We start from the raw sequence: 21,119 nt of genomic DNA on the forward strand, positions 1-21,119 counted from the left end.
AACCAGCAGGGCACCGCATGGCGCCACTAGCGCGGAAGGGTGGGCTCACCTTTGGGTGAGAGGGTGGGGTGGTTGGGGCGTTTCGACCGTCTGGTCCTGCGGGGTTCGGTTCAATAGGACCTCGGCGCCGGCGGAGGAGGGGTCCCATGCGGCGACGATCCCCGGCCGGTCCGCGCCGGGTGTTACGGATGTACTGGTCGTTGAGCGGCGTCGCGGCGCTGGCCGCGATCGCCGTCGCGGTCACGGTGGCGGGGGTCTCCGGCGCGGCGTGCGCCGGCGTGCTCGCCCGGGCCGGGAAGGCTACGTCATACACCATGAAGGAGGGCGGCGGGAACTGCTCGTACCCGGCGCGCCCCGCCGACCTGCTGTACGCGGCGGTGTCGGAATCCGAGTACCGGGGGGCGGCGGCCTGCGGCGGGTACCTGGATGTGGCGGGGCCGCGCGGTGCCGTCCGGGTCAAGGTGGTCGACCGGTGCCCCGAGTGCGCGGCCGGGCACATCGACCTGAGCCCGGAGGCGTTCGCCCGGGTCACCGACCGGCCCGGCGAGGTCCCCGTCTCCTACCGCTGGGCGGTTGATCCGCGCCCGCCGGCCCCGCTGTCCTTCCGGGTCAAGAACGGGTCGTCGCGGTGGTGGCTGGCGATCCAGGCCATCGACCATGGCAACCCGCTGGCCCTGGTGGAGGTCCGGGCGGGCGCCGGCTGGCGGGCCCTGGCACGGGCCGACTACAACTACTGGCTGGCCGAGGACGGTGCGGGCCCCGGCCCGTTCACCGTCCGGCTGACCGACACCCGCGGCCACCGGGCCGTGGTGGGCGGCATCCGACTGGCCCCGATGGAGGTCCAGGCCACCCGGGTGGCGATGTACGGCACCCGCCGTCCCGCCCCGCGTCCCGCGTTCAGCCTGCTCCCCGCGGACCCGCTGGCCCCGGTCACCCCGGCCGCGCCGCCACCCGCCCCGGCCCCTGCCCGGGCGGCACCCGAACCACGCTGCTGAGAGCGACCGGGCGGGACCTCGCCGAGATACCGCGCGGGTCAGACGAAGGCGCTCTGGCCGGTGACGGCGCGGCCGACGATGAGGGTGTTGATCTCGCGGGTGCCCTCGTAGGAGTAGAGGGCCTCGGAGTCGGCGACGAAGCGGCCGATGTCGTAGTCGAGGACGATGCCGTTGCCCGCCATCAGCTCGCGGGCCCAGCCGACGGTCTCGCGCATCCGGGTGGTGCAGTACGCCTTGGCCAGTGCCGAGTGCTCGTCGCGGTAGGAGCCGGCGTCCTGCAACTGGGCTAGCCGGACGACCATGCCCAGGCAGGCGGTGGCGTTGCCGAGCATCTTGACCAGCAGGTCCTGGACGAGCTGGAACTTGGCGATCGGGCGGCCGAACTGCTCGCGTTCCACCGCGTAGTCGCGGGCGATCTCGTACGCGGCGAGCATCACCCCGACCGCCTGCCAGGCCACCCCGCTGCGGGTGCGCCGCAGGATGTGGGCGGTGTCGCGGAACCCGTCCGCGCGGGCCAGCCGGTCGGTCTCGGGGACGCGGCAGTCGGTGAAGGTCAGGTCGGCGTTCTGCACGGTGCGCAGCGCGATCTTGTTTTCGATCTTGGTGGCGGTGAATCCCGGGGTGCCCTTCTCCACCACGAACCCGCGCACCGCGCCGCCGTCGGCGTCGCGGGCCCAGACCACGGTCAGGTCGGCGAAGGTGCCGTTGCCGATCCACCGCTTCGACCCGTTCAGCACCCAGACGTCGCCGTCCCGGCGGGCCGTGGTGCGCATGCCGTGGGAGACGTCGGAGCCGCCGGTCGGCTCGGTCAGGGCGAACGCCCCGATCCTGGTGAGCAGCCCCATGTCCGGCAGCCAGCGCAGCCGCTGCTCCCGCGAGCCGCAGTGCGCGATGGACCCCATGGCCAGCCCGGTGTGCACGCCGAAGAAGGTGGCCATGGACGGGTCGGTGCGCGCCATCTCCAGGGCGAGGAAGCCGCTGAGCAGGCTGCTGGGCGTCTCCCCCGGGCACTCCTCGTAGGCCAGCCCGGCGATGCCGAGGTCGCCGTACCCCTTGACCAGGTGGTGCGGGAACTCGGCTCGTGCCCAGCAGTCGTTGGCGATCGGCGCCACCTCGGCCTGGAGGAACGCGCGGACCCGTTCCAGGATCTCCCGTTCCTCGGGGTCGAGCAGGTCCTGCATCCGGTAGAGGTCGCCGGCCAGCGGGTCGAGGGTCATGGGGCGCCCTTTACCCCGAGGCTCCTCCTTTACTCGGGTGGTGCCGCCCGGGCGGTGAGGTCGACCGGGCGGCCGGTCCGCCAGAGTTCGGCCGCGTGGTAGGCGAACCGGTCGAACAGGCCGTCCTCCTGGACCCGGCGCAGGTGGATCATGGGCGAGTCGTGGCCCACCAGGCGGGCCAGGTGGGGGGTGACGAGCATCTCGTCGTCGAAGACGAAGACGGACAGGGCGATGTGCTCGTCGCCGTAGCGGGCCTCCACGCCGGGGGCGCCCGCCAGCTTGCCGAGCTCGTCGAGGGTGATCCGGATCCGGGTGCCGACGGTCAGCGGGACCTGCTCGGCCTCCTCCCGGCGCCGGGTGACCTCGCTGTCGGGGTCGCCGATGAGGAAGCGGACGCGGCAGCCCCGCTCGGCCTTGCGGCGCAGCACCGAGCGCAGGTTGGGGATCTCCAGCCAGAGGAAGTAGTTGGTGTAGCCGGCGAAGGTCAGTTCCCGGTCGGCGCCGGCGATCAGCGCGCGCCAGACCGACTTGGGACAGTCCGAACGGTGCGGGTAGACGGCGGCGACCTCGCGGTCGGGCCCGGTCTTGACGTTCTTGCGGATCGCGTCGGGCCACAGCATGGCCTCATCAACTCCTAGCGCCTCCGACGCGGCCCACCGGTGCCGGGGGTGCGGCAGCCGACCGTCCTCGGTGATCCACCGCGCGACCGTCTTGGAGTCCACTCCGCAACGCTCGGCGAGTTCCCTTTCGGTCACCTTGGCTTCGGCCATGGCCTTTCTGAGCGCGTCATTAGGCATAGCCTGCTCCCCTTTGAGCCTAGGACAGAAAGGACGAGCACTGAAGCTACCGCTGGAACGTACCGAACGTCCCAGAAACGGACTGTGACCGTCCCTGTCAATCCGGCAATCTCTGGAGTCATCCGACGGCACGGCGAGAGACGCGGTTATGCACGCCCCGAAACTGTATTCCTGGTCCGTGCTCACGGAGGGGAAGAACGGCCCTGAACTGGGCGCCTGCGGAATCAGCGGCTGCCACCGGAGGGCCCTCGCCGCCGCCCGGGAGGCGCTGCGCCGGGCGCCGTCCGGAGCGCGCGCCCTCGTCCACCGGGTGACCCTCAACCCCGTCCGCCCGGCCTATGTCTACGGCTCGCTGCTCTCCGTCGCCACCAGGGACCCTGACTCGCCGGCACACCCCTGGTGAGGAGAAGGTCTCGCTCGATCCCGTCGCCGGCCGCAGGGATCTCACCCGCCGGGCGCCGGTCTGCCCTCGCGGAGGATGAGTCTGGTGACGTTGGCGACGATGGGGACGGTGCACATCCCGGCCAGGGAGCGCAGGTGCGCGGCCATCGGGGTGTCGGGGGACTCGGCCCGCAGCCACCAGTCGATGCGCTCGGCGATCGCGGGGTCGTAGGCCGCCGCGTTGAACAGCATGGTGCCCAGGTTGGTGGCCACGATCAGCTGGATCTCGCCGCGGGACGGGTGCCGCTCGCGCAGCCAGTGCAGGGCGGCGTTCTCCACCCCGGCGACCCAGGTCCGCACGGTGATGTCCAGCAGCGGCGTGACCTCGGTGACCCGCAGCGCCTGGCAGACGAACCGCCCGATCTGGTCGCGGACCTGCTGGGCGGCGTCGCGGATCTCCTGCGTGGCCAGCGGCGAGCCCCACTGCATGAACGCCACGTAGGCCGTGTCGTACTGCTCGACGAACTCGAAGAAGTTGTGCAGGCCGGTGACCAGGACCGTGGACGGCGAGCCGCGCGGGACATCGTTGACCTGGCTCACCAGCCGGCTGCCCGCCAGGCGGAACGCGGCGTGCAGCAGGTCCTGCCTGGTCTCGAAGAACCGGTAGAGGGAGGTCCGGGAGATCCCCGCCGCCGCGGCCACCTCGCCCAGGGACGCGTCGGGGTTCTCGCTGAACGTGGCGATCGCGGCCGCGATGATCTGGTCGCGGCGCTGGCCTGACGGCAGCCGCCGGTAGGAGCCGCGTGTCCGGCGTTCGTCGTCCACCCGCGACCTCAGGAGGCGGCGACCGCGCGCCGGCGTGGCGCGGTGTCGCCGGGCTCGGCCCGGTACCCGGCCGGAGCGCGGACGCGGCCGAGCTGGGCGTGCAGGATCATCTGCATCTCCAGGCGGGTGCGCGGGTCGTGCAGTTCGGCGCCGAAGAGCTCCTCCAGCTGGCGCAGCCGGTAGCGGACGGTCTGCGGGTGGACGTGCAGGCTGGCACCGGCCTCGGTGGCGTTGAAGTTGTTCTCCAGCAGGGCCAGCAGGGTTTCGGCGAGCCGGCGGCGCTGCGCGTCCCCGACGGTGCTCAGCGCCGCCAGCCGGATCGAGGCGACGCTGTCGATGATCGTCTGGGAGCGGAAGATGATCAGGCTGGGCACGTGATCAATGCTGTGGACGATGCCGGTGCCGTCGATGACACCACGGTTGATCAGCGTCAGGGTGTCGCGGGCCCAGGCCAGCGACCGGGCGGCCTGCGCGATGGGCATGGGCGGGCCGATCGCCACGACCCAGTCCCGCAGCAGCGGCCGGAGCAGCCGGTCGCGGTTCGGCGCGTCGGGGTCGGGCAGGAGCAGCCGCGGCGCGGCGCCACCGGGGTGGTCGACCAGTAGCTCGTCCGACAGGATCACCTGCCCCACCTCGTGCTCGCCGCGTGGGGCGAGGGCCACGGCCGCGACCGTGCGGGGCGGCGTCCAGCCGGCCCGCTCCGCCAGCCCGGCGAGCGCCTCCGGGTCGGCGGGCTGGTCGGCCAGCAGCAGTTCCAGCAGTCGCCGGCGGCACCGCTCGCGCTCGGCGCCGTCGGTCGGGGCCTGGGCCCGGTGCCCTTCGGCGAACGCGGTGGAGACCCCGTCGATGAAGCCGAACTGGGCCTCGGTGATCGCGGCCCGGATCCGCTGGTCGATCTCGGCGTCGGCCGGCCCGTTCAGGATGTGCCCCACCGCCCGGGCGGCCCGGATCAGCAGGTGGTGCAGTTCCTCCGGCCCCCGGCCCTCCCGCGCCCAGCGCCGGCCGGTCTCGGCGTAGGCGTCGGCCACCCGCCGCCGGCCGGCGGTGCTGGAGTCTTCGACCAGGTCACAGAAGCGCCGCACGGCGCCGACGACCTCGTCGTTGTCGGGGGACGCGCCCCACAGGTCGCCGGCGGTCGCCTCCGCCCGCGCGCGTACCAGCCCGGCCAGCCGCGACGGAATCGCCTCGAACGCATGCGTGTCCAGCCGGGACGACACCATCGCCACCACTCCTCATCGCGACCCGTTGTGTTACACGGCGTCCTACAGTGTGGCCACGCGCCGCCGGTCACTCTGCTGTGCGAACACACATGCCCGGACGAGTTTTTTGCGATTCTGCACAATCCGGCCGCCCCAATGCGTAGAAAGTGCTGACTTACGCGCAACTCCCACCACGATTTTCAGCATCGGGGACACAGTCCGTCGGCACCCGTCACGCGCCGTTGTGGTGCACGGTGCAATATTCAGGCCGCCGGCACCCGGGCCGGACTCGACGCGCCGTTCAGGTCAGCGGCAGGTCGTAGCGCTCCTCGAAGGTCTCGATGCCCCACTTGCGGACGGGGTGCCGGGTGGTGAGGGTGAAGCCCGCCTCCTTGTAGAGGTGGTGGGCGGGGGCGAGGCCGGCGATCGTCCACAGGAAGACCGAGCGGTATCCCTGCGCGCGGGCGAAGTCGAGGGCGACGTCGCGCAGCCGGCGGCCCAGGCCCTGCCCCCGGGCGGACGGGTCGAGCAGGAACCAGCGCAGTTGCGCGGCCCCCTCCTCCGCCGAGGCGGTCATGCCGATCGAGCCGGCCAGGCCGGTGCCGGTCTCGGCCACCCAGAGCCGTCCCGCGGCGTCGCCGGAGCGCGCCCGGGCCAGGGCGTACTCGGCCAGGCCGGTGGCGACGTACGCCTCCATGGTCTGGTCCATGCCCTCCTCGCGCCCGTACAGGACGCCGTGCATCGCCACGACCGTGCCCAGGTCGCCGGGCCGGTCGCCGAGCCGGATGGTCGCCCGGTCCGGGGGGTTGGAGCCGTCCATGAGATCCTCCACTGAAACACTCGTTTCAGTGACAGGATAGCCAGGTGACCGAGCCCGACGTCAAGCTCTCCGCCCGCAAGGAGGAGCTGCTGCAACGCACCCTCGAGTACGTGGCGACGCACAGCCTCTCGGATCTCTCGCTACGCCCGCTGGCCAGGGAGATCGGGTCCAGCCCCCGGGTGCTGCTCTACCTGTTCGACTCCAAGGAGGGGCTGATCCGGGCGGTGCTCGCCCGCAGCCGGGCCGAGCAGACCGCGCTGCTGCACGGGGCGCTCGCCGAGACCGAGGGCGCCCACGAGGCGTTGCAGACCCTGTGGGAGTGGTGCGTCGATCCGGCCCAGGCCGGGGTGGGCCGGCTGTTCTTCGAGGCGTACGTGCGGTCGCTGGGCGGGGACGGCACCTGGCGCAACTTCGCCGCCGACTCGCTCGACGACTGGCTGCCCCCGTTCCGCCGGATGATCGAGGAACGCTCCGCCGCGGCCGACCCCGCGGCCGAGGCCACCCTCGTCCTGGCCGTGCTGCGCGGGCTGATGCTGGATCTGCTGGCCGGCCGCGACCGCGACCGGGTGACGGCGGCCTGGCGGTCGTTCCTCGCCGACCGTTACCCCTGAGCTAATCCTGGTCGCCGTCCAGGCCCCGGGTGTCGCGGAGTTCCACGTACGGTTCCTCGTCCGGCGGGTGGCCCGCGGCGATGAAGCGGGAGCGTTCGAGCTCGGCGTTGAACTCGGCGCCGAACAGCAGCGCCAGATTGGAGATCCACAGCCAGATCAGGAAGATGATGATCCCGGCGAGGCTGCCGTAGGTCTTGTTGTACTGGCCGAACGAGGCGACGTAGAACGCGAACCCGGCCGAGGCGACCAGCCAGATCGCCAGCGCCGCCAGCCCGCCGGGGCTGACCCAGCGGAACCCCTGCCGGGCGTTGGGCGACGCCCAGTACAGCAGGGAGAACAGGAAGCTCACGATCAGCAGCAGGACCGGCCACTTGGCGATGTCCCAGGCGGTCACCGCGGCCGACCCCAGCCCCAGGATGTCGCCCGCGCGCTCGGCCAGCCCGCCGGTGAGCACCACCGCGACGGCCGAGACCGACAGCAGGACCAGCGTGACCAGCGTGACCCCGATCCGGATCGGCAGGGTCTTCCAGATCGGCCGGCCCTCCTGGATGTCGTAGATGGCGTTGGAGGCGCGCATGAAGCCGCCCACGTAGTTGGAGGCCGCCCAGATCGCGGCCAGCAGGCCGAGCAGCGCGGCCAGGCTCGCGCCGCCGCTGTTGCGCTGCAACTCGGTGATGGCGTTGGTGAGCACGTCCCGCACCGAACCCGGGGCGAGTTCCCCGACGTTCCGGACCAGTTCCTGGGAGAGCGACTGGCCGGTCAGGCCCACCAGGGACACCACGATCAGGATGGCGGGGAAGATCGACAGCACGCCGTAGTAGGTGAGCGCCGCGCCCCAGTCGGTCAGGCCGTCGTCCTTGAACTCCCTGACCGCGCGCTTCAGCGCGCCGCGCCAGGAGGCGAGCGGCAGGCCGGTCGGGCTCTCCGGCTCGGTGACCGGACGGTCGGGTTCCTTGGCCGTCTCGGTCATCTTCTGTCTCCCGGCCAGCGCCCCGTCAGCTTCCGCACACCCTGCGCGCCGGTGCGGGCGACGGCGGCCTTCACCAGGCCGAGCACCATTCCCTGGAGGGCCGCGACGACCAGCACCTCGCGCCACGACCGGTCCCGGTCGGTGGCCTCCGGGGTGTCGACGTCCCCCCTGGTGATCTTCCAGAGTTGTTTGAACAGCCTGGCCGCCAGCATCCCGCTGGACAGGCTGAACAGCAGTGAAAGCAGCCTGTACATGCCGTTCCCCGTTTCCGAGATGGGTCGTGCGACGGCAGTTCCCCCAGGCGAGGAGGGCAAACAGCCTGCCTTGTCTCCTTTGCCGGGTTGCTTGCGTGACCGTTTCCGGCCACCGGTCGCACACCCGGCACGTCGCCTTTCCGGCCGCGGCCAGGATGATCCCGTGACGCTGACCGACGACGCCGAACATTCCGGCCCTGACCTGGTGCTCCACCGGCGCGCGGCGCTGCACTCGGTCCGCGAGCGGGTGCGGATCCTCTTCGTCAACACCCAGGAGGTCGCGCCGATCGCCGGCCTGGGCCTCGCGCCCTACCGGCAGTGGATCGCCGAGGTCACCGGAACACCGGCCGACCGGGTCGAGGTGGTGAACGTCGCCGACGGCGACCCCCTGCCGGCCACGGTCGAGGCGCACGGGGTGATCGGCGGGGGCTCGGGCCACTCGGCCTTCGAGGACCTGCCGTGGATCGGCCGCACCAAGGACTTCTTCCGCGCCGTGCAGCGGGCGGGCGTCCCCGAGCTGCACATCTGCTGGTCACACCAGGCCAAGGCCGAGGCCCACGGCGGCCGGGCCGCACCGGGCGAGGCGGGCCGCCGGTTCGGGATCGAGCGGCTGCGGCTGACCGCCGCCGGCCGCCACGACCCCCTGTTCCGGGACCTTCCGGACGAGTTCGAGGTCTTCACCTCGCACGTGGACGTCGTCACCGCGCTCCCCCGCGACCCCGCACCGGTCGAGCTGGCCCGCAGCGACACCTACCCCTACGAGGCCCTGGCCTACGGCCCCACCGCCCGGACGATCCAGGCCCATCCGGAGCTGACGTCCCCCATCACCGCCGCGCTGGCCGACTCCCGCCGCGACCGGCTCGTCCGGGAGGGCCTGGTCGGCCCGGCCGACGCGGACTACGCGGAGTTCCTGGACGAACTCCACCGCCAGGACAAGCAGATCCGCGAGACCGGCCGGCAGCTCTTCGACAACTGGCTACTGCACTTCGTCGGCCCCCGCTTCCGGGACCTGCCGCCCGGTCAGCCGAGGGAGGCCAGGTAGGCCGCGGTCTTGGCGGGGTCCATCAGCCAGTTCTCGAAGTCCGTGGGGTTGGCGTAGCCGTGCGCGAAGCGGCGGGCCACCGGCTCGTGCTGGGTGGCGGCGCCCAGGACCTGCTGGACGTGCTCGGGCAGCGGGCCCAGCATCATGTTGGTGTAGGCCGTGGGGTGCCGCGCGTACGCCCAGTAGGAGTCGAAGGCGTGCTGCATCCACTCGGCGTCGAACGGGTGCGCGCCGCGGGCCAGGATCGCCCGCAGGTAGATCTCGGCGCAGTGCGCCGCGTTGTTGGCGCCCTGGCCGGTCACCGGGTCGTTGGCCACCACCACGTCGGCCATGCCGAGCACCAGGGCGGACGCCGACAGCCGCCCGACCGGCATGCGCACGATCGGCGCGTACCCGCCGTACAGGGTGGACCGGGCGTCGGTGGGCTCGGCGTCCATCACCCGCTCGTACTCCCACGGCGCGAACTCCCGGATCAGCTCCTGGGTGCGCTTGAGATGCTCGTCGGGGCCGGGCCGGTCGTCCCAGCAGTCCAGCGGCCCGCCCGGCACGGCCTCCCAGAGCAGGATCTCGCAGGGCCCGGTGTTGGTCAGGCCCGGCATGAAGAACAGCTCGCCGACCCCCGGCACCGCGTTGATCCGCACATGCGGGTCGGGGTAGTCGGGGCGCGGGGTGGTGCCGTGCAGGTAGATGCACGACAGGTGCCGCTGCGGCCGGTCATAGGGGGAGCGCGCGACGTCCCGGTCGAACAGCTCGACCAGCTCGCCCTTGCCCGCGGCGATGATCGTCAGGTCGTACAGTTCGGCCAGGCCCGCCAGGTCGGAGGTCATCACCGAGTGGTAGACGACGTTGCCGCCGCGCCGCTCGAACAGTTCCAGCCAGCCGCCCATCTTGACCCGCTGGTCCACCGACTGGGCGTACTCGTCCCACTCGCCCACGAAGGTCAGCGCGGCCTGTCCCGGCGGGCCCACCACGGTCAGCCGCTGCGACCGCAGCCGCGGCGCCTGGTCCTCCCACAGGTTCAGCCCGTGCTCGCGCTCCAGCCGCAGCGCGGGGCCGAACATGCACTGGGTGGACATGATGCGCCCGGCGCGGATCTCGTCCGGTGTGCGCGCCGACATGATCGTGACGTCGTACCCCTCGGCCTGGAGGCCCAGCCCGAGCTGCATGCCCGCCTGACCGGCGCCGACGATCAGGATCTTACGCATCAGTGCTCCTTCGCGGTGGTCTGCAGGGTGTGCCGCAGCGCGGCGGTGAGGGAGTGCACGACGGCCCCGCGGTCGCGGACGTCGCAGGCCAGCAGCGGGACGTGCTCGGGCAGCCGGAGCGCGTCGCGCACCGCGTCCGGCGGGTGCGTCTGCACTCCGTCGAAGAGGTTGACCACCACCACGAACGGGACGTCGCTGTCGTTCTCGAAGTAGTTGACCGCCGGGAACGAGACGTCCAGCCGGCGGGTGTCGACGAGCACCAGCGCGGCGCTGGCGCCCCGGCACAGGTCATCCCACATCGGCCAGAACCTGGGCTGCCCCGGGGTGCCGAAGAGGTAGAGCACCAGGTCCGGGCCCAGGGAGATCCGGCCGAAGTCCATCGCCACGGTGGTCGTGGCCTTGGCGTCGCCCTCGGCGAGCGGGTCGACCGTCCGGCTCGCCTGGGTCATCCACGCCTCGGTGTTGACCGGCGGGATCTCCGACACCTGCCCGACCAGGGTCGTCTTGCCCACGCCGAACCCGCCCGCGATGACGATCTTGACCGACGTGCGGCGGTCAGGCGAGTTGATGTAGGCCATCGATGACCCTTTCCAGGAGGCCGCGATCGAAGGGGGATTCGGTCTCGGAGACGATCAGCACCCGGTCGGTGGCGATCAGGTCACCCAGCAGCACCCGGGTCACGCCGAGCGGCACCTCGCAGTGCGCCGACAGCTCCGCGACCGACTCGACGGCGGCGTGCGCGCGCTCGTACAGCCGGCGGGCCTCGGGCAGCAGCTTCGCCGCGTACACCGGGTCGTAGCGCCCGACCGAGACCAGGGTGTGCACGAAGAGGTGCCGCTTGGCCCGCGTCCGCCCGGCGGTCAGCACGTAGGGCCGCACCCAGGGGCTGCCGCTCATGCCCGAACGGCCGATCGGCGGCGCAACTCGTCGCGCATCTGCGGGGTGAGGACGTGCCCGACGGCGTCCACGAGCTGGGCCATCCGGAAGGCCACCGCGCCCACCTGGCCGCCGTCGCCGACCAGGACGGCCAGCCCGGCCAGCCCGCCGATCCCCATGAACAGGAAGTGCCCGGCCGGGAATTTCAGCATGATCTGGTCGCAGCCGCCCTGGCCGACCAGCTCGGCGACGCTGCGGCCCAGGCTGATCATGCCGCTGGTCATCGCCGACAGCGGGTCGGCGAGGTCGGCCGCGATGCCCGCCGAGGCGGTGAGGGCCAGCCCGTCGGAGGACACGAGCAGCGCGTGGGTCACGCCGGGCGTGGCCGCGACGAAGTTGTCGATCAGCCAGCCGAAGTCCTCGGGGCGTTTCGGCTGGGCGTCGGCGTAGGTCATCGGGGCTCCTCTTCCGAGCTGTCGTTCGTGGGCGGCCGACGGGCTTGGGTCTCGCCGCCGGCGAAGGCCTCCAGGTCGGCGGCGAAGGAGCGGGCCGCGGCGGCGGAGTCCGTGGCCTGGACGGGCGCGGCCGGGGCCGGGGCGTCCCCGCGCAGGCTGCCGCGCTGCCGGCGGGGCAGCGCGCCCGGGGTCTCCGGGGCGGATGCGGGCGGCTGGGGGGCGGGGGTCGGCCGGTGCGACGCCTGCAGGTGCGCGGTCGAGTCCTCCGCTGTGGCGGGGGCGGTCTCGGCGGGGATCTCGCACAGCAGGGCCGCCGGGACGGTCACCATCGCGGTGGTGCCCTGCCGCGGCGCGGGCCGGCACGCCAGGCTCACCTTGAAGCCGTGCTTGCGGGCCAGCCGGTGCACGATGGGGAAACCGGTGTGTGCGCCGGCCCGCTCGTCGATCGGCGGTACCGGGCCGGCCAGCATCGCGTTCAGGTTCGCGAGCTGGGTGGGGCCGATTCCGATGCCGTCGTCCTCCACCCGGATCATCACTCCGCCGTCCGGGAGCAGGTGCGCGCTGACCGTCACGACGCCCGGCGAGTACCGGGTGGCGTTGTCGAGCAGCGCGGCCAGCAGCGTGGCCGCGTCGTCGGCGGCGTAGGCCACCACGGCCAGTTCGGCCAGGACGCCGATGGAGATCCGGGTGTAGTGCTCGATGGCCGACTGGGCCTCGCGGATCACGTTCACCAGGCTCGCGGTGTGGCCGCTCAGCTCGTCGCCTCCCCGGTCGGCCAGTACCCGGAGTTCCCGCGCGGTCCGGCGCATCCGGGTGACGGCGTGGTCCACCTCGTACAGTTGCTGCAGCCGCTCGGGGTCCTCCTCGTCGTTCTCCAGCCGGTCCAGTGCGGGCCGCAGTTGCTCGGCCAGGACCAGGATCTGCACGGCGAACTGCTCGCAGACGGCCGACCACCCGTCAGGGGCGGGCGGCGTCCACGGTTTCGGTGGCTGCCCGGCCCACCCCGCCGGGACATGCGCCGGCTGAGCGGGGACGGGCTGAGCAGGAATGGGCTGGGCTGGAACGGGCTGGGCCGCGGGCGGCGGGGCGGCGGGAGCGGGCTGGACGTCCCTGGCGGGAGCGGTCCAAGGAGACCAGGGCGGCGCCTGCTCGGCGCTGGAGCGGCGGGGGGACTTGCGCCATCTCATCCGGCGCACCGCGCCGTCTCGGCCGGGGCCGTCCGCCCCGGCGTGCCGTACCTGCCGAACGAACCGGTCGCGGGGTCGATGGTATCGATCTGCGCACCTCTTCTGGGAACGGGTCCTGGGGCACACCGATAAGGCATGATCATCTCAGCGGGCGACATACTATCCCGAACTTTGTCGCAATTCTCGCCGTCCGCAACCGACCAGATACGGCAATAACCCCTATTCCCTCCCTCAGGAGGGGACAAAAGACTCACTTAGCTACAAATCACCCGCAAGTGCGAGGTGCCGTCACCGGGCGGCGAGGCGGTGCGGCAGGAGGGCGAGGGCCGCGCCGCAGCAGGCGATGAGGAGCGAGGCGAGCAGGGCCAGGTCCGCGCCTTCGGTCATGGCGGCGGCCACGGACGGCGCGGAGGGCGCGGTCGCCACCGCCACCATCACCGCCACGCCGATGGACGCCCCGAGGTAGCGCGCGGTGTTGCCGGCCCCGGACCCCATGCCGGCCCGGTCGGCGGGGACGCTCGCCACCGCGAGCGAGGCCAGCACCGCGTTGAGCATCCCGGTGCCCACCCCGCAGACCACCAGGCCGGGCACCAGCCGCCACCACGGGGTGTCCGGATGGATCCCGAGCATCGCCGCCTCCCCGGCCGCGCACAGGACCAGGCCGGCCGCGACCAGATGCCGGCCGGCCACCCGGTCGCCGAGCCGGCGGACCTGGAGCGCGATCACGAACGACGTGGCCGACCACGCGCCGAACAGCAGCGCGGCCCCCAGGAAGGACATTCCGGTCGCGACGTGGAGCACCGTCGGCAGGTAGCTGATGACCCCGATGACCGCGACCCCCAGGAACAGGGCTCCGATGACGGACACCGTGAAGTCGGGATTCCGGAACAGCCCCAGGTCGAGCATCGGCTCGCGGCGGCGGGACTCGATCACGGCGAACCCGGCCAGCAGGAGCACCGCCGCGCCGGCGGCCACGACCACCTCGGGACTCGTCCAGTCGGCCCGGCCCCAGGTGATCGCGGCGACCAGGGCGGCGAACCCCGCGCCCAGCGTCAGCGCCCCGGGCAGGTCCGGCTCGCGGCGGCGGGTGGCGCGGGACTCGCGGAGCCGCCACGCGGCCGCGGCCGCCAGCAGCGCGGCCGCGCCGGCGGTCACGACGTACCAGAGCCGCCAGCCGCCGAGCACGGCCGCCGCGACCGGGCCGAGCATGGTACCGCCGCCCAGCATGGCGCCCCACACTCCGGTGGCGCGCAACCGCTCCGGCCCGGCCGGGAAGGCGTGGCCGACGGCGCCCAGCCCGGCGGCCAGCAGCGCCGCGCTCGCCGCCCCCTGGACGATCCGTCCCAGGACGAAGACCAGCGGACCGGTCGCGACCGCGTCGGCCGCGGCGGCCAGGGCGAGCACCACCGCGCCCGCGACGAAGACCCGCTTGCGCCCGCGGGCGTCGGCCAGCGCGCCCGCGACGAGCAGCAGCGCGGCCAGGCCCAGGTTGATGCCGCCGATGATCCAGACCTGCGCCGTCAGGTCGGCGTCCAGCGCCTGCGCGATGGCCGGCAGGGTCACCAACGGGGCGGAATAGTTCATCAGCGCGAGCAGGGTGGCCGCGCCGGCGAGCACCAGCGTGACCCGGGCATGCGGGGCCCGGGTGGGCACCTCGGTGGTCACCATCCGGCCTCCAGGTTCGGTCACTGAACCGACGCTAGCACGCGTGGTTCAATGAACGAACCAGCGGGTACGCTGGGACGCATGGCCCTTGGCAAGGACTACGCGGGGCAGAACTGCTCCATAGCCCGCGCCCTGGAGGTGGTGGGAGAGCGCTGGACCCTCCTGATCATCCGGGACGCCTTCTTCGGGGTACGCCGCTTCAGCGACTTCCTCGCCCACCTCGACTGCCCCCGGGCCGTGCTCTCCGGCCGGCTGCAGACCCTCGTCGAGAGCGGGGTGCTGACCAAGCGGCTCGGCGAGTACACGCTCACCGAGTCCGGCCGCGAGCTGTGGCCGATCGTGTACATGCTGGGCCAATGGGGCGGCCGGCACTTCTCCGCGGACGGCCCCACCCGGGTACTCGTGCACGCCGAATGCGGTACCCCCATCGACCCCGCGGGCGACTGCCCGCCCTGCGGCGTCCCCGGCGTCCCGCCCACCGACCTGGAGGTCCACACGGTCCCCGGGCGCGACCTCCGCGACGACCCCGTCGCCCGCGCCCTGCGGTCCCCGCACCGGCTGCTCGAACCCCTGCCCGTCCGGCCCTGAAAACGCCCGCCCGCGGTGCCCGGCCTCAGAACCAGCCGCTCCTGCGCAGCCGCCAGTACGTCAGGAGGCAGACGAAGATCATGATGCCCCACACCATCGGGTAGCCGGCGGCCCACTTCAGCTCCGGCATGTGGACGAAGTTCATGCCGTAGATGCCGGCGACCATGGTGGGCACCGCGATGAGCGCCGCCCAGGCGGAGATCTTGCGCATGTCCTGGTTCTGCCGCAGCCCGATCAGCGCGACGTGCGCGTTCAGCACGCTGTTGAGCAGCTCGTTGTGCGCGTCGACCTGCCGGTCCACCCGCAGCAGGTGGTCCAGCACGTCGCGGAAGTACTCCAGGGTCCCGGCGCACAGTTCGTAACGCCCCTTGACGATGTCCTGGAGCACCGGGACGAGCGGGTCCTCCGCGCCGCGGAACTCCAGCACCTCGCGCTTGAGGGAGTAGATCTCCGCGGTGACGTCCCGGTTCCCGGGGCTGAACACCGCCCGCTCCAGTTGCATGATGTCGGCCTCGATCTCGTGCGTCACCGCGGAGTAGGTGTCGACCACCTCGTCGCAGACCGCGTAGAGCACCGCGGCGGGCCCGGCCGACAGCATCTCCTCGGCCGCCTCGACCCGGGCCCGCACCGCGGAGAGCGGATTGGCCCGGCCGTGCCGGACGGTGACGACGAAGTCGGCGCCGAGGAACACCATGATCTCGCCGACCTCGATCTGGGAGGTCGGCTCCGCGTAGTGCAGGGTCTTGACCACCACGAACAGGCTGTCGCCGTAGCGCTCCAGCTTGGGCCGCTGGTGGGCGTTGACGGCGTCCTCCACGGCCAGCGGGTGCAAGGCGAGCTCGTCGGCGACCAGGTCCAGTTCCTCCCGGGTCGGCTCGTGCATGCCGATCCACAGGAAGCAGTCGTCGCCCCCGGCCTTCGCCGCGTCGAAGGCGTCACTGATGTCACCGGTGATGGTCTTCCGGCTGCCACGGCGGTAAATGGCCTGGTCCACTATCACCCGGCTCATTCTCGACCATGCCGGGCGTCAGGGAACCCTTCCGGGAAAACCGCTATTCGCCGATGAGGTCCTCGCGCCGCACCCCGGCCTCGGCCATCGCCTCCTCCAGCCGGACACCGAGCTCGGTGGGCCCCTCCAGTTCCGGTTCGAGCGGGGTCTGGCCGACCCCGCCCGGCTCGGGCACACCTTCGGGCACGATCATCGCTTCGCTCATCGTCTCCCCCAGACGGTGCTCAACGCACCGTGTTCTCCCACGTCAACCGCTGTGGTCCGACGTTAGGGCGCTTACCCGGCCATGCGGCGCGGCATGCGCGCGAGCAGCCGTCACCGCCGCCCGAAGAACTCCTGCGCCTTGGTCCGGGCACCCTTGCGCACCACGCCCCAGGAGTCGGGGTCGCCCTTGGCGATCGCCTCGACGACGTCCTTGATCTGCTCGAAGTCCGCGTGCGGCGGGATGGGCGGGATGTCGGGGTCGCAGTGCACGTCGAGGACGGTGGGCCGGTCCGACAGCAGCGCCCGCTCCCAGGCGGGGCCGATCGCCTCGGGCTTCTCGATCTCGATGCCCTCCAGGCCGATCGAGCGGGCGAACGCGGCATAGGACACGTCCGGCAGCGTCTGGGACTCCTCGAACTTCGGCGACCCGCCCATCGCCCGCAACTCCCAGGTGACCTGGTTGAGGTCGTTGTTGTGCAGGACGGCCACGATCAGCCGGGGGTCGGACCACCGCTGGTGATAGCGCTTGATCGAGATCAGCTCGGCGAGCCCGTTCATCTGCATCGCACCGTCGCCGACCAGCGCGATCGCGGGCCGGCCCGGGTGGGCGAACTTGGCACCGATCGCGTACGGCACCCCGCACCCCATGGTCGCCAGCGTCCCCGACAGGGTGCCGCGCATCCGGCCGCGGAACTTCAGGTCGCGGGCGTACCAGTTGGCCGCCGACCCCGAGTCGGCCGTCACGATGGCGTCGTCGGGCAGCCGGGACGACAGTTCCCAGAACAACCGCATCGGGTTGATCGGCTCGGCCGGGACGAGCGCCTGCCGCTCCACGACCTCCCACCAGCGCGCGACACCCCGCTCCACGCCTTCGCGCCAGGACCGGTCCTCCGTGCGGCGCAGCCGGGGGATCAGCGCGCGCAGCGTCTCCGCGGCGTCGCCGACCAGGTTGACCTCGGTCGGGTAGCGCAGCCCGATCAGCCGGCCGTCGATGTCGATCTGCACGGCCCGGGCCGACCCGAACTCGGGCAGGAACTGGCTGTAGGGGAAGTTGGAGCCGACGATCAGCAGCGTGTCGCAGTCGCGCATCAGCTCGTAGGAGGGGCGGGTGCCCAGCAGCCCGATGGCCCCGGTGACATACGGCAGGTCGTCGGGCAGGACGTCCTTGCCGAGCAGGGCCTTGGCCACCCCGGCGCCGGTGAGCTCGGCGACCTCCTGGACCTCCGCCGCCGCGTACCGGGCGCCCTGGCCGACCAGGATCGCCACCTTCGAGCCGGCGTTGATCACCTCGGCGGCCCGCTCGACCTCGCTCTCGGGCGCCCGGGTCACCGGCCGCACGTAGCCCGGCGCCGAGGACGGCACGTTCTTGAACGCGTGGGCGGGCGGCTCGTAGGTCTCCTCCTGGAGGTCGGACGGGATGATCACGCAGGTCGGGGCCCGCTCGGCCAGCGCGATCCGCATCGCCCGGTCGATCAGGTTGGGCAGTTGCGCGGGCACCGTCGCCGTCTGCACGAACGCGCCGGCGACGTCCTTGTACAGGGTCTGCAGGTCCACCTCCTGCTGGTAGCTGCCACCCATCGCGCTGCGCGCGGTCTGACCGACGATCGCCACCACCGGCACATGGTCGAGCTTGGCGTCGTACAGGCCGTTGAGCAGGTGGATCGCGCCCGGGCCGCTGGTCGCCATGCACACCCCGGGCCAGCCGCTGAACTTGGCGTAGCCGACCGCCTGGAACGCCGCCATCTCCTCGTGCCGGCTCTGCACGAACCGGGGGTCGTCGCCGGCCCGGCCGAAGGCCGCCAGGATCCCGTTGATCCCGTCCCCGGGGTAGCCGAAGACGTACTCCACCCCCCACTCGCGCAGCCGCTGGAGCACGTGGTCGCCCACCGTCGGAGCCATGATCGTTCACCTTTCGCCGGGTACTCTCCCGTCCGCGCTTCCCCGGAGCGGTGCACGAAACCGCGAAATCACCCCGAGTTAAAGGGCGTCGAACAAACTTGTCCGCCTGAGTCACGGGCGAATGCGGGGCTACCATGGCCGCGTGACGTCGCCCGGGCCCCCTGAGATGCCGAGGTTCGATCCCACGGTGCCCTCCGAGGCCCGGGTGTTCAATCGCTTCACCGGCGGCAAGGACAACTTCGCGCCCGACCGCGAACTCGCCCGGCTCGCGCTGGAGATCGCACCGGAACTGCCGGTGATATTCCGCGAGTCCCACAGGTTCTTCGACCGCGCCGTCCGGTTCCTGGTCGACGCCGGGGTACAGCAGTTCATCGACGTCGGGTGCGGGATGCCCACCCCGAACAGCCTCTACCACATACTCCAGTCGATCGTCCCGGACGCGAAGGTCGCCTGCGTCGACAACGACCCCGTCGTGGTGACGCACGGGCGCGCGCTCGCCGAAGTCGAGGGCTCCGTCCGCTACGTCCACGCCGACGCCCGCGACCCCGACCGGATGCTCGACCACCCCGACCTCACCCAGGTCATCGACCTAGGAAGCCCGGTCGCGATCCTGCTCCAGTCGCTGCTCGCCGTCATCACCGAGGACGACGTCGCCCGCACGACGGCCCGGCGGCTCGTCGACCGCCTGCCGTCCGGCTGCGGGTACCTGCTGGTCACCCACCCGGTCGGCGACATCCGGCCCGAGGTCACCACGCTGCTCGCCGAGCTCTACCAGGACCAGGGAACGATCAAGGGTGAGCGCAAGACGAACGCCCGCCCCTGGAAGGACGTGGAGCGTTTCATGGACGGCCTCCAGCTCGTGCCGCCCGGGATGGTCCCCCTCCCCGACTGGCGGCCCGACCCCGGCGAGCCCACCATCGACACCTCCGCCTTCTGGGTCATCGGCGGGATCGGCCAGAAACCCTGAACCGCAGACCCCTCGGCGGCGGACGAAATCGCAGAGTCACCCCGAGTTAGCGAAAATTGAGCAAGCATGTTCCCCCGGTTCGTAGGCGAATGCGGGGTTACCATGACCGCGTGACTTCGCCCGAGCCTCCTGATATGCCGAGGTTCGATCCCACGGTGCCCTCCCAGGCCCGGGTGTTCGACAGACTCACCGGCGGCAAGGACAACTTCGCGCCCGACCGCGGCCTCGCCGAGATCTTCCTGGAGATCGCGCCGGAGCTGCCGGTGCTGTTCCGCGAGCGCTGCAGGTTCTTCGACCGCGCCGCCCGGTTCCTGGTCGACGCCGGGGTCCGGCAGTTCATCGACGTCGGGTGCGGCATGCCCGCCCCCCACAACCTGCACCACGTGCTCCGGCCGATCGCTCAGGACGCGAAGGTCGTCTACGTCGACCACGACCCCGTCGTGGTGTCGCACGGGCGCGCACTCGCCGAAGTCCACGACACCGTCCGCTACGTCCACGCCGACGCCCGCGACCCCGACCGGATGCTCGACCACCCCGACCTCACCCAGGTCATCGACCTGAACGACCCCGTCGCGATCCTGCTGGATTCGCTGCTCTCCCCCATCACCGAGGACGACGTCGTCACCACGATGGTCCGGCGGATCATCGAGCGCCTGCCGTCCGGCTGCGGATACCTGCTGATCACCGACTCGGTCAGCGACATCCGGCCCGAGGTCACCGCCGCGCTCGCCCGGCTCTACCAGGAGCAGGGGGTGGTCAAGGGCGAGCACAAGGAGAACACCCGTTCCTGGAAGGAACTGGAGCACTTCATGGACGGCCTCCAGTTGGTGCCGCCCGGGATGGTCCCCCTCCCCGGCTGGCGGCCCCACCTCGGCGAGCCCACCGTCGACACCGCGACCTTCTGGCTCGTCGGCGGGATCGGCCGGAAACCCTGAACCGCCGGGCGCCGCCCCTCGACGACGCACGAAACCACGGGATCGACCCGAGGTGGCAGGCGCTGAACAAATCCGTTCGCCCGAGTTGTAGGCGAATGCGGGGCTACCATGGCCGCGTGACTTCACCGGGGCCCGCCGAACTGCCAGGGTTCGACCCCACGGTGCCCTCCGAGGCCCGGGTGACCGACAGCTTCACCGGCGGCAAGGACAACTTCGCGGCCGATCGCGAGCTCGCCAAGCTCGCCCTGGAGATCGCACCGGAACTGCCGATGGTGTTCCAGGAGTCCCGCAAGTTCGCCGACCGTGCCGCCCGGTTCCTGGTCGACGCCGGAGTCCGGCAGTTCATCGACGTCGGGTGCGGCATGCCCACCCCCGACAGCCTGCACCACGTGCTCCGACCGGTCGCCCCCGACGCGAAGGTCGCCTACGTCGACCACGACCCCGTCGTGGTGGCACACGGACGGGCGCTCATCGACATCACCGGTCCCGTCCGCTTCGTCCAGGCCGACGCCCGCGACCCCGACCGGATGCTCGACCACCCCGACCTCACCCGGATCATCGACCTGAACGCCCCTGTCGCGATCCTGCTCCAGTCGCTGCTCACCGTCATCCCCGAGGACGACGTCGCCACCGCGGTGGTCCGGCGGTTCATCGACCGCCTGCCGTCCGGCCACGGATACCTGCTGGTCACCCACGCGGTCCGCGACATCCGGCCCGAGGTCACCGCCGAGCTCGCCCAGCTCTACCAGGAGCAGGGGACGGTCAAGGGCGAGCACAAGGAGAACGTCCGTTCCTGGAAGGAGGTGGAGCATTTCCTGGACGGCCTCCGGCTGGTGCCGCCCGGGGTGGTCCCCCTCCCCGACTGGCGGCCCGACCCCGGCGAGCCCACCATCGACACCTCCGCCTTCTGGGTCGTCGGCGGGATCGGCCAGAAGCCCTGAACCGCGGAATCGCCGTCGAACGATAATGCGGCACCGAACAAACCTGTTCGCCCGAGTCGTAGGTGAATGCGGGGCTA

24 protein-coding genes are annotated in these 21,119 nt (G+C 71.9%); 8 read left to right on the forward strand and 16 right to left on the reverse strand.

The genetic code is table 11. The features are described from left to right. Window positions 1-146: 146 nt before the first annotated feature. Window positions 147-995 carry an expansin EXLX1 family cellulose-binding protein gene (locus DPM19_RS26370; RefSeq protein ID WP_146778995.1) on the forward strand — a complete coding sequence of 283 codons (849 nt, stop codon included), beginning with the start codon at window positions 147-149 and terminating at the stop codon, window positions 993-995. Window positions 996-1,033: 38 nt separating this feature from the next. Here DPM19_RS26370 and DPM19_RS26375 read toward each other — a convergent pair whose 3' ends face one another. Together DPM19_RS26375 and DPM19_RS26380 are read right to left on the reverse strand one after the other, a co-directional pair. Further along, window positions 1,034-2,212, reverse strand: a complete 1,179-nt coding sequence (locus DPM19_RS26375) for an acyl-CoA dehydrogenase family protein (protein WP_111870734.1) — start codon at window positions 2,210-2,212, stop codon at window positions 1,034-1,036. A 29-nt stretch (window positions 2,213-2,241) separates the two neighbouring features. Continuing rightward, window positions 2,242-3,009, reverse strand: a complete 768-nt coding sequence (locus DPM19_RS26380; RefSeq protein WP_111870735.1) for an XRE family transcriptional regulator — start codon at window positions 3,007-3,009, stop codon at window positions 2,242-2,244. A gap of 178 nt (window positions 3,010-3,187) precedes the next feature. On the opposite strand from DPM19_RS26380, the gene DPM19_RS26385 reads away from it, so the two are divergent. Further along, complete coding sequence (locus tag DPM19_RS26385; RefSeq protein WP_146778996.1) at window positions 3,188-3,412, forward strand: hypothetical protein; 225 nt, start codon at window positions 3,188-3,190, stop codon at window positions 3,410-3,412. 41 nt (window positions 3,413-3,453) lie between these two features. On the opposite strand, the gene DPM19_RS26390 is transcribed toward DPM19_RS26385, so the two are convergent. The 3 genes from DPM19_RS26390 to DPM19_RS26400 form a co-directional block, all read right to left on the reverse strand. Continuing rightward, a complete protein-coding gene (locus DPM19_RS26390) occupies window positions 3,454-4,215 on the reverse strand; it encodes a TetR/AcrR family transcriptional regulator (RefSeq protein WP_111870737.1) in 762 nt (253 codons plus the stop codon). 8 nt (window positions 4,216-4,223) lie between these two features. Continuing rightward, window positions 4,224-5,435, reverse strand: a complete 1,212-nt coding sequence (locus DPM19_RS26395) for a helix-turn-helix domain-containing protein (RefSeq protein WP_111870738.1) — start codon at window positions 5,433-5,435, stop codon at window positions 4,224-4,226. A gap of 280 nt (window positions 5,436-5,715) precedes the next feature. Beyond that, window positions 5,716-6,234: a GNAT family N-acetyltransferase gene (locus tag DPM19_RS26400; protein ID WP_111870802.1), complete on the reverse strand. Its 519-nt coding sequence runs from the start codon at window positions 6,232-6,234 to the stop codon at window positions 5,716-5,718. Window positions 6,235-6,278: 44 nt separating this feature from the next. Between DPM19_RS26400 and DPM19_RS26405 the strand changes: the two genes are divergently transcribed. Next, window positions 6,279-6,845 (forward strand): TetR/AcrR family transcriptional regulator, encoded by a 567-nt coding sequence (locus tag DPM19_RS26405; protein WP_111870739.1) that lies wholly within the window; start codon window positions 6,279-6,281, stop codon window positions 6,843-6,845. A 1-nt stretch (window position 6,846) separates the two neighbouring features. Here DPM19_RS26405 and DPM19_RS26410 read toward each other — a convergent pair whose 3' ends face one another. Then, window positions 6,847-7,815 carry a YihY/virulence factor BrkB family protein gene (locus tag DPM19_RS26410; RefSeq protein ID WP_111870740.1) on the reverse strand — a complete coding sequence of 323 codons (969 nt, stop codon included), beginning with the start codon at window positions 7,813-7,815 and terminating at the stop codon, window positions 6,847-6,849. Beyond that, window positions 7,812-8,069, reverse strand: coding sequence for a DUF4235 domain-containing protein (locus tag DPM19_RS26415; RefSeq protein WP_111870741.1), 258 nt, complete (start codon window positions 8,067-8,069; stop codon window positions 7,812-7,814). Before DPM19_RS26415 ends, DPM19_RS26410 begins: the two co-directional genes overlap by 4 nt. Window positions 8,070-8,232: 163 nt before the next feature. Here DPM19_RS26415 and DPM19_RS26420 point away from each other — a divergent pair, with 163 nt between their 5' ends. Next, window positions 8,233-9,111 carry a type 1 glutamine amidotransferase gene (locus DPM19_RS26420; RefSeq protein WP_158566895.1) on the forward strand — a complete coding sequence of 293 codons (879 nt, stop codon included), beginning with the start codon at window positions 8,233-8,235 and terminating at the stop codon, window positions 9,109-9,111. Here DPM19_RS26420 and DPM19_RS26425 read toward each other — a convergent pair. The 6 genes from DPM19_RS26425 to DPM19_RS26450 all read right to left on the reverse strand — a co-directional run bounded on the left by DPM19_RS26425 (window position 9,090) and on the right by DPM19_RS26450 (window position 14,523). Beyond that, window positions 9,090-10,316 carry a styrene monooxygenase/indole monooxygenase family protein gene (locus DPM19_RS26425; protein ID WP_111870743.1) on the reverse strand — a complete coding sequence of 409 codons (1,227 nt, stop codon included), beginning with the start codon at window positions 10,314-10,316 and terminating at the stop codon, window positions 9,090-9,092. The two genes, DPM19_RS26420 and DPM19_RS26425, sit on opposite strands and share 22 nt — an antisense overlap. After that, a complete protein-coding gene (locus DPM19_RS26430; RefSeq protein WP_111870744.1) occupies window positions 10,316-10,894 on the reverse strand; it encodes a GTP-binding protein in 579 nt (192 codons plus the stop codon). The genes DPM19_RS26425 and DPM19_RS26430 overlap by 1 nt, the downstream gene beginning before the upstream one ends. Continuing rightward, entirely contained in the window at window positions 10,872-11,213 is a 342-nt protein-coding gene (locus tag DPM19_RS26435) for a DUF742 domain-containing protein (protein ID WP_111870745.1), read from the reverse strand. The genes DPM19_RS26430 and DPM19_RS26435 overlap by 23 nt, the downstream gene beginning before the upstream one ends. Next, window positions 11,210-11,647 carry a roadblock/LC7 domain-containing protein gene (locus tag DPM19_RS26440; protein WP_111870746.1) on the reverse strand — a complete coding sequence of 146 codons (438 nt, stop codon included), beginning with the start codon at window positions 11,645-11,647 and terminating at the stop codon, window positions 11,210-11,212. Before DPM19_RS26440 ends, DPM19_RS26435 begins: the two co-directional genes overlap by 4 nt. Then, window positions 11,644-12,573 carry an ATP-binding protein gene (locus DPM19_RS26445; protein ID WP_111870747.1) on the reverse strand — a complete coding sequence of 310 codons (930 nt, stop codon included), beginning with the start codon at window positions 12,571-12,573 and terminating at the stop codon, window positions 11,644-11,646. Before DPM19_RS26445 ends, DPM19_RS26440 begins: the two co-directional genes overlap by 4 nt. Before the next feature lie 549 nt (window positions 12,574-13,122). Then, window positions 13,123-14,523 (reverse strand): MFS transporter, encoded by a 1,401-nt coding sequence (locus DPM19_RS26450; protein WP_199485292.1) that lies wholly within the window; start codon window positions 14,521-14,523, stop codon window positions 13,123-13,125. A 57-nt stretch (window positions 14,524-14,580) separates the two neighbouring features. On the opposite strand from DPM19_RS26450, the gene DPM19_RS26455 reads away from it, so the two are divergent. Next, window positions 14,581-15,087: a winged helix-turn-helix transcriptional regulator gene (locus tag DPM19_RS26455; protein ID WP_111870749.1), complete on the forward strand. Its 507-nt coding sequence runs from the start codon at window positions 14,581-14,583 to the stop codon at window positions 15,085-15,087. 25 nt (window positions 15,088-15,112) lie between these two features. Here DPM19_RS26455 and corA read toward each other — a convergent pair whose 3' ends face one another. The 3 genes from corA to DPM19_RS26465 form a co-directional block, all read right to left on the reverse strand. Beyond that, entirely contained in the window at window positions 15,113-16,081 is a 969-nt protein-coding gene (corA, locus tag DPM19_RS26460) for a magnesium/cobalt transporter CorA (RefSeq protein WP_233510764.1), read from the reverse strand. 58 nt (window positions 16,082-16,139) lie between these two features. Beyond that, complete coding sequence (locus tag DPM19_RS35430; protein ID WP_158566896.1) at window positions 16,140-16,301, reverse strand: hypothetical protein; 162 nt, start codon at window positions 16,299-16,301, stop codon at window positions 16,140-16,142. Between the two features lie 110 nt (window positions 16,302-16,411). Beyond that, the gene (locus DPM19_RS26465; RefSeq protein WP_111870750.1) at window positions 16,412-18,199 is read right to left on the reverse strand and encodes a thiamine pyrophosphate-requiring protein; all 1,788 of its coding nucleotides are present in this window, start codon (window positions 18,197-18,199) and stop codon (window positions 16,412-16,414) included. 142 nt (window positions 18,200-18,341) lie between these two features. Between DPM19_RS26465 and DPM19_RS26470 the strand changes: the two genes are divergently transcribed. From DPM19_RS26470 to DPM19_RS26480, 3 genes are all read left to right on the forward strand, one after another. Next, window positions 18,342-19,166 carry an SAM-dependent methyltransferase gene (locus DPM19_RS26470; RefSeq protein ID WP_158566897.1) on the forward strand — a complete coding sequence of 275 codons (825 nt, stop codon included), beginning with the start codon at window positions 18,342-18,344 and terminating at the stop codon, window positions 19,164-19,166. Between the two features lie 134 nt (window positions 19,167-19,300). Then, window positions 19,301-20,101, forward strand: a complete 801-nt coding sequence (locus DPM19_RS26475) for an SAM-dependent methyltransferase (RefSeq protein WP_158566898.1) — start codon at window positions 19,301-19,303, stop codon at window positions 20,099-20,101. A gap of 116 nt (window positions 20,102-20,217) precedes the next feature. Continuing rightward, window positions 20,218-21,042: an SAM-dependent methyltransferase gene (locus DPM19_RS26480; protein ID WP_158566899.1), complete on the forward strand. Its 825-nt coding sequence runs from the start codon at window positions 20,218-20,220 to the stop codon at window positions 21,040-21,042. Window positions 21,043-21,119: the final 77 nt, after the last annotated feature.

Origin of the sequence: Actinomadura craniellae, from assembly GCF_003289645.1 — a bacterium.
GTDB lineage: Bacteria > Actinomycetota > Actinomycetes > Streptosporangiales > Streptosporangiaceae > Actinomadura_D > Actinomadura_D craniellae.

Coding starts and splice junctions, on each gene's coding strand:
- DPM19_RS35430 (WP_158566896.1), bottom strand. CDS start 16,301: ATGAGCGAAGCGATGATCGTGCCCGAAGGTGTGCCCGAGCCGGGCGGG.
- DPM19_RS26430 (WP_111870744.1), bottom strand. CDS start 10,894: ATGGCCTACATCAACTCGCCTGACCGCCGCACGTCGGTCAAGATCGTC.
- DPM19_RS26465 (WP_111870750.1), bottom strand. CDS start 18,199: ATGGCTCCGACGGTGGGCGACCACGTGCTCCAGCGGCTGCGCGAGTGG.
- DPM19_RS26395 (WP_111870738.1), bottom strand. CDS start 5,435: ATGGTGTCGTCCCGGCTGGACACGCATGCGTTCGAGGCGATTCCGTCG.
- DPM19_RS26475 (WP_158566898.1), top strand. CDS start 19,301: ATGCCGAGGTTCGATCCCACGGTGCCCTCCCAGGCCCGGGTGTTCGAC.
- DPM19_RS26375 (WP_111870734.1), bottom strand. CDS start 2,212: ATGACCCTCGACCCGCTGGCCGGCGACCTCTACCGGATGCAGGACCTG.
- DPM19_RS26435 (WP_111870745.1), bottom strand. CDS start 11,213: ATGAGCGGCAGCCCCTGGGTGCGGCCCTACGTGCTGACCGCCGGGCGG.
- DPM19_RS26380 (WP_111870735.1), bottom strand. CDS start 3,009: ATGCCTAATGACGCGCTCAGAAAGGCCATGGCCGAAGCCAAGGTGACC.
- DPM19_RS26410 (WP_111870740.1), bottom strand. CDS start 7,815: ATGACCGAGACGGCCAAGGAACCCGACCGTCCGGTCACCGAGCCGGAG.
- DPM19_RS26400 (WP_111870802.1), bottom strand. CDS start 6,234: ATGGACGGCTCCAACCCCCCGGACCGGGCGACCATCCGGCTCGGCGAC.
- DPM19_RS26425 (WP_111870743.1), bottom strand. CDS start 10,316: ATGCGTAAGATCCTGATCGTCGGCGCCGGTCAGGCGGGCATGCAGCTC.
- DPM19_RS26455 (WP_111870749.1), top strand. CDS start 14,581: ATGGCCCTTGGCAAGGACTACGCGGGGCAGAACTGCTCCATAGCCCGC.
- DPM19_RS26440 (WP_111870746.1), bottom strand. CDS start 11,647: ATGACCTACGCCGACGCCCAGCCGAAACGCCCCGAGGACTTCGGCTGG.
- DPM19_RS26370 (WP_146778995.1), top strand. CDS start 147: ATGCGGCGACGATCCCCGGCCGGTCCGCGCCGGGTGTTACGGATGTAC.
- DPM19_RS26415 (WP_111870741.1), bottom strand. CDS start 8,069: ATGTACAGGCTGCTTTCACTGCTGTTCAGCCTGTCCAGCGGGATGCTG.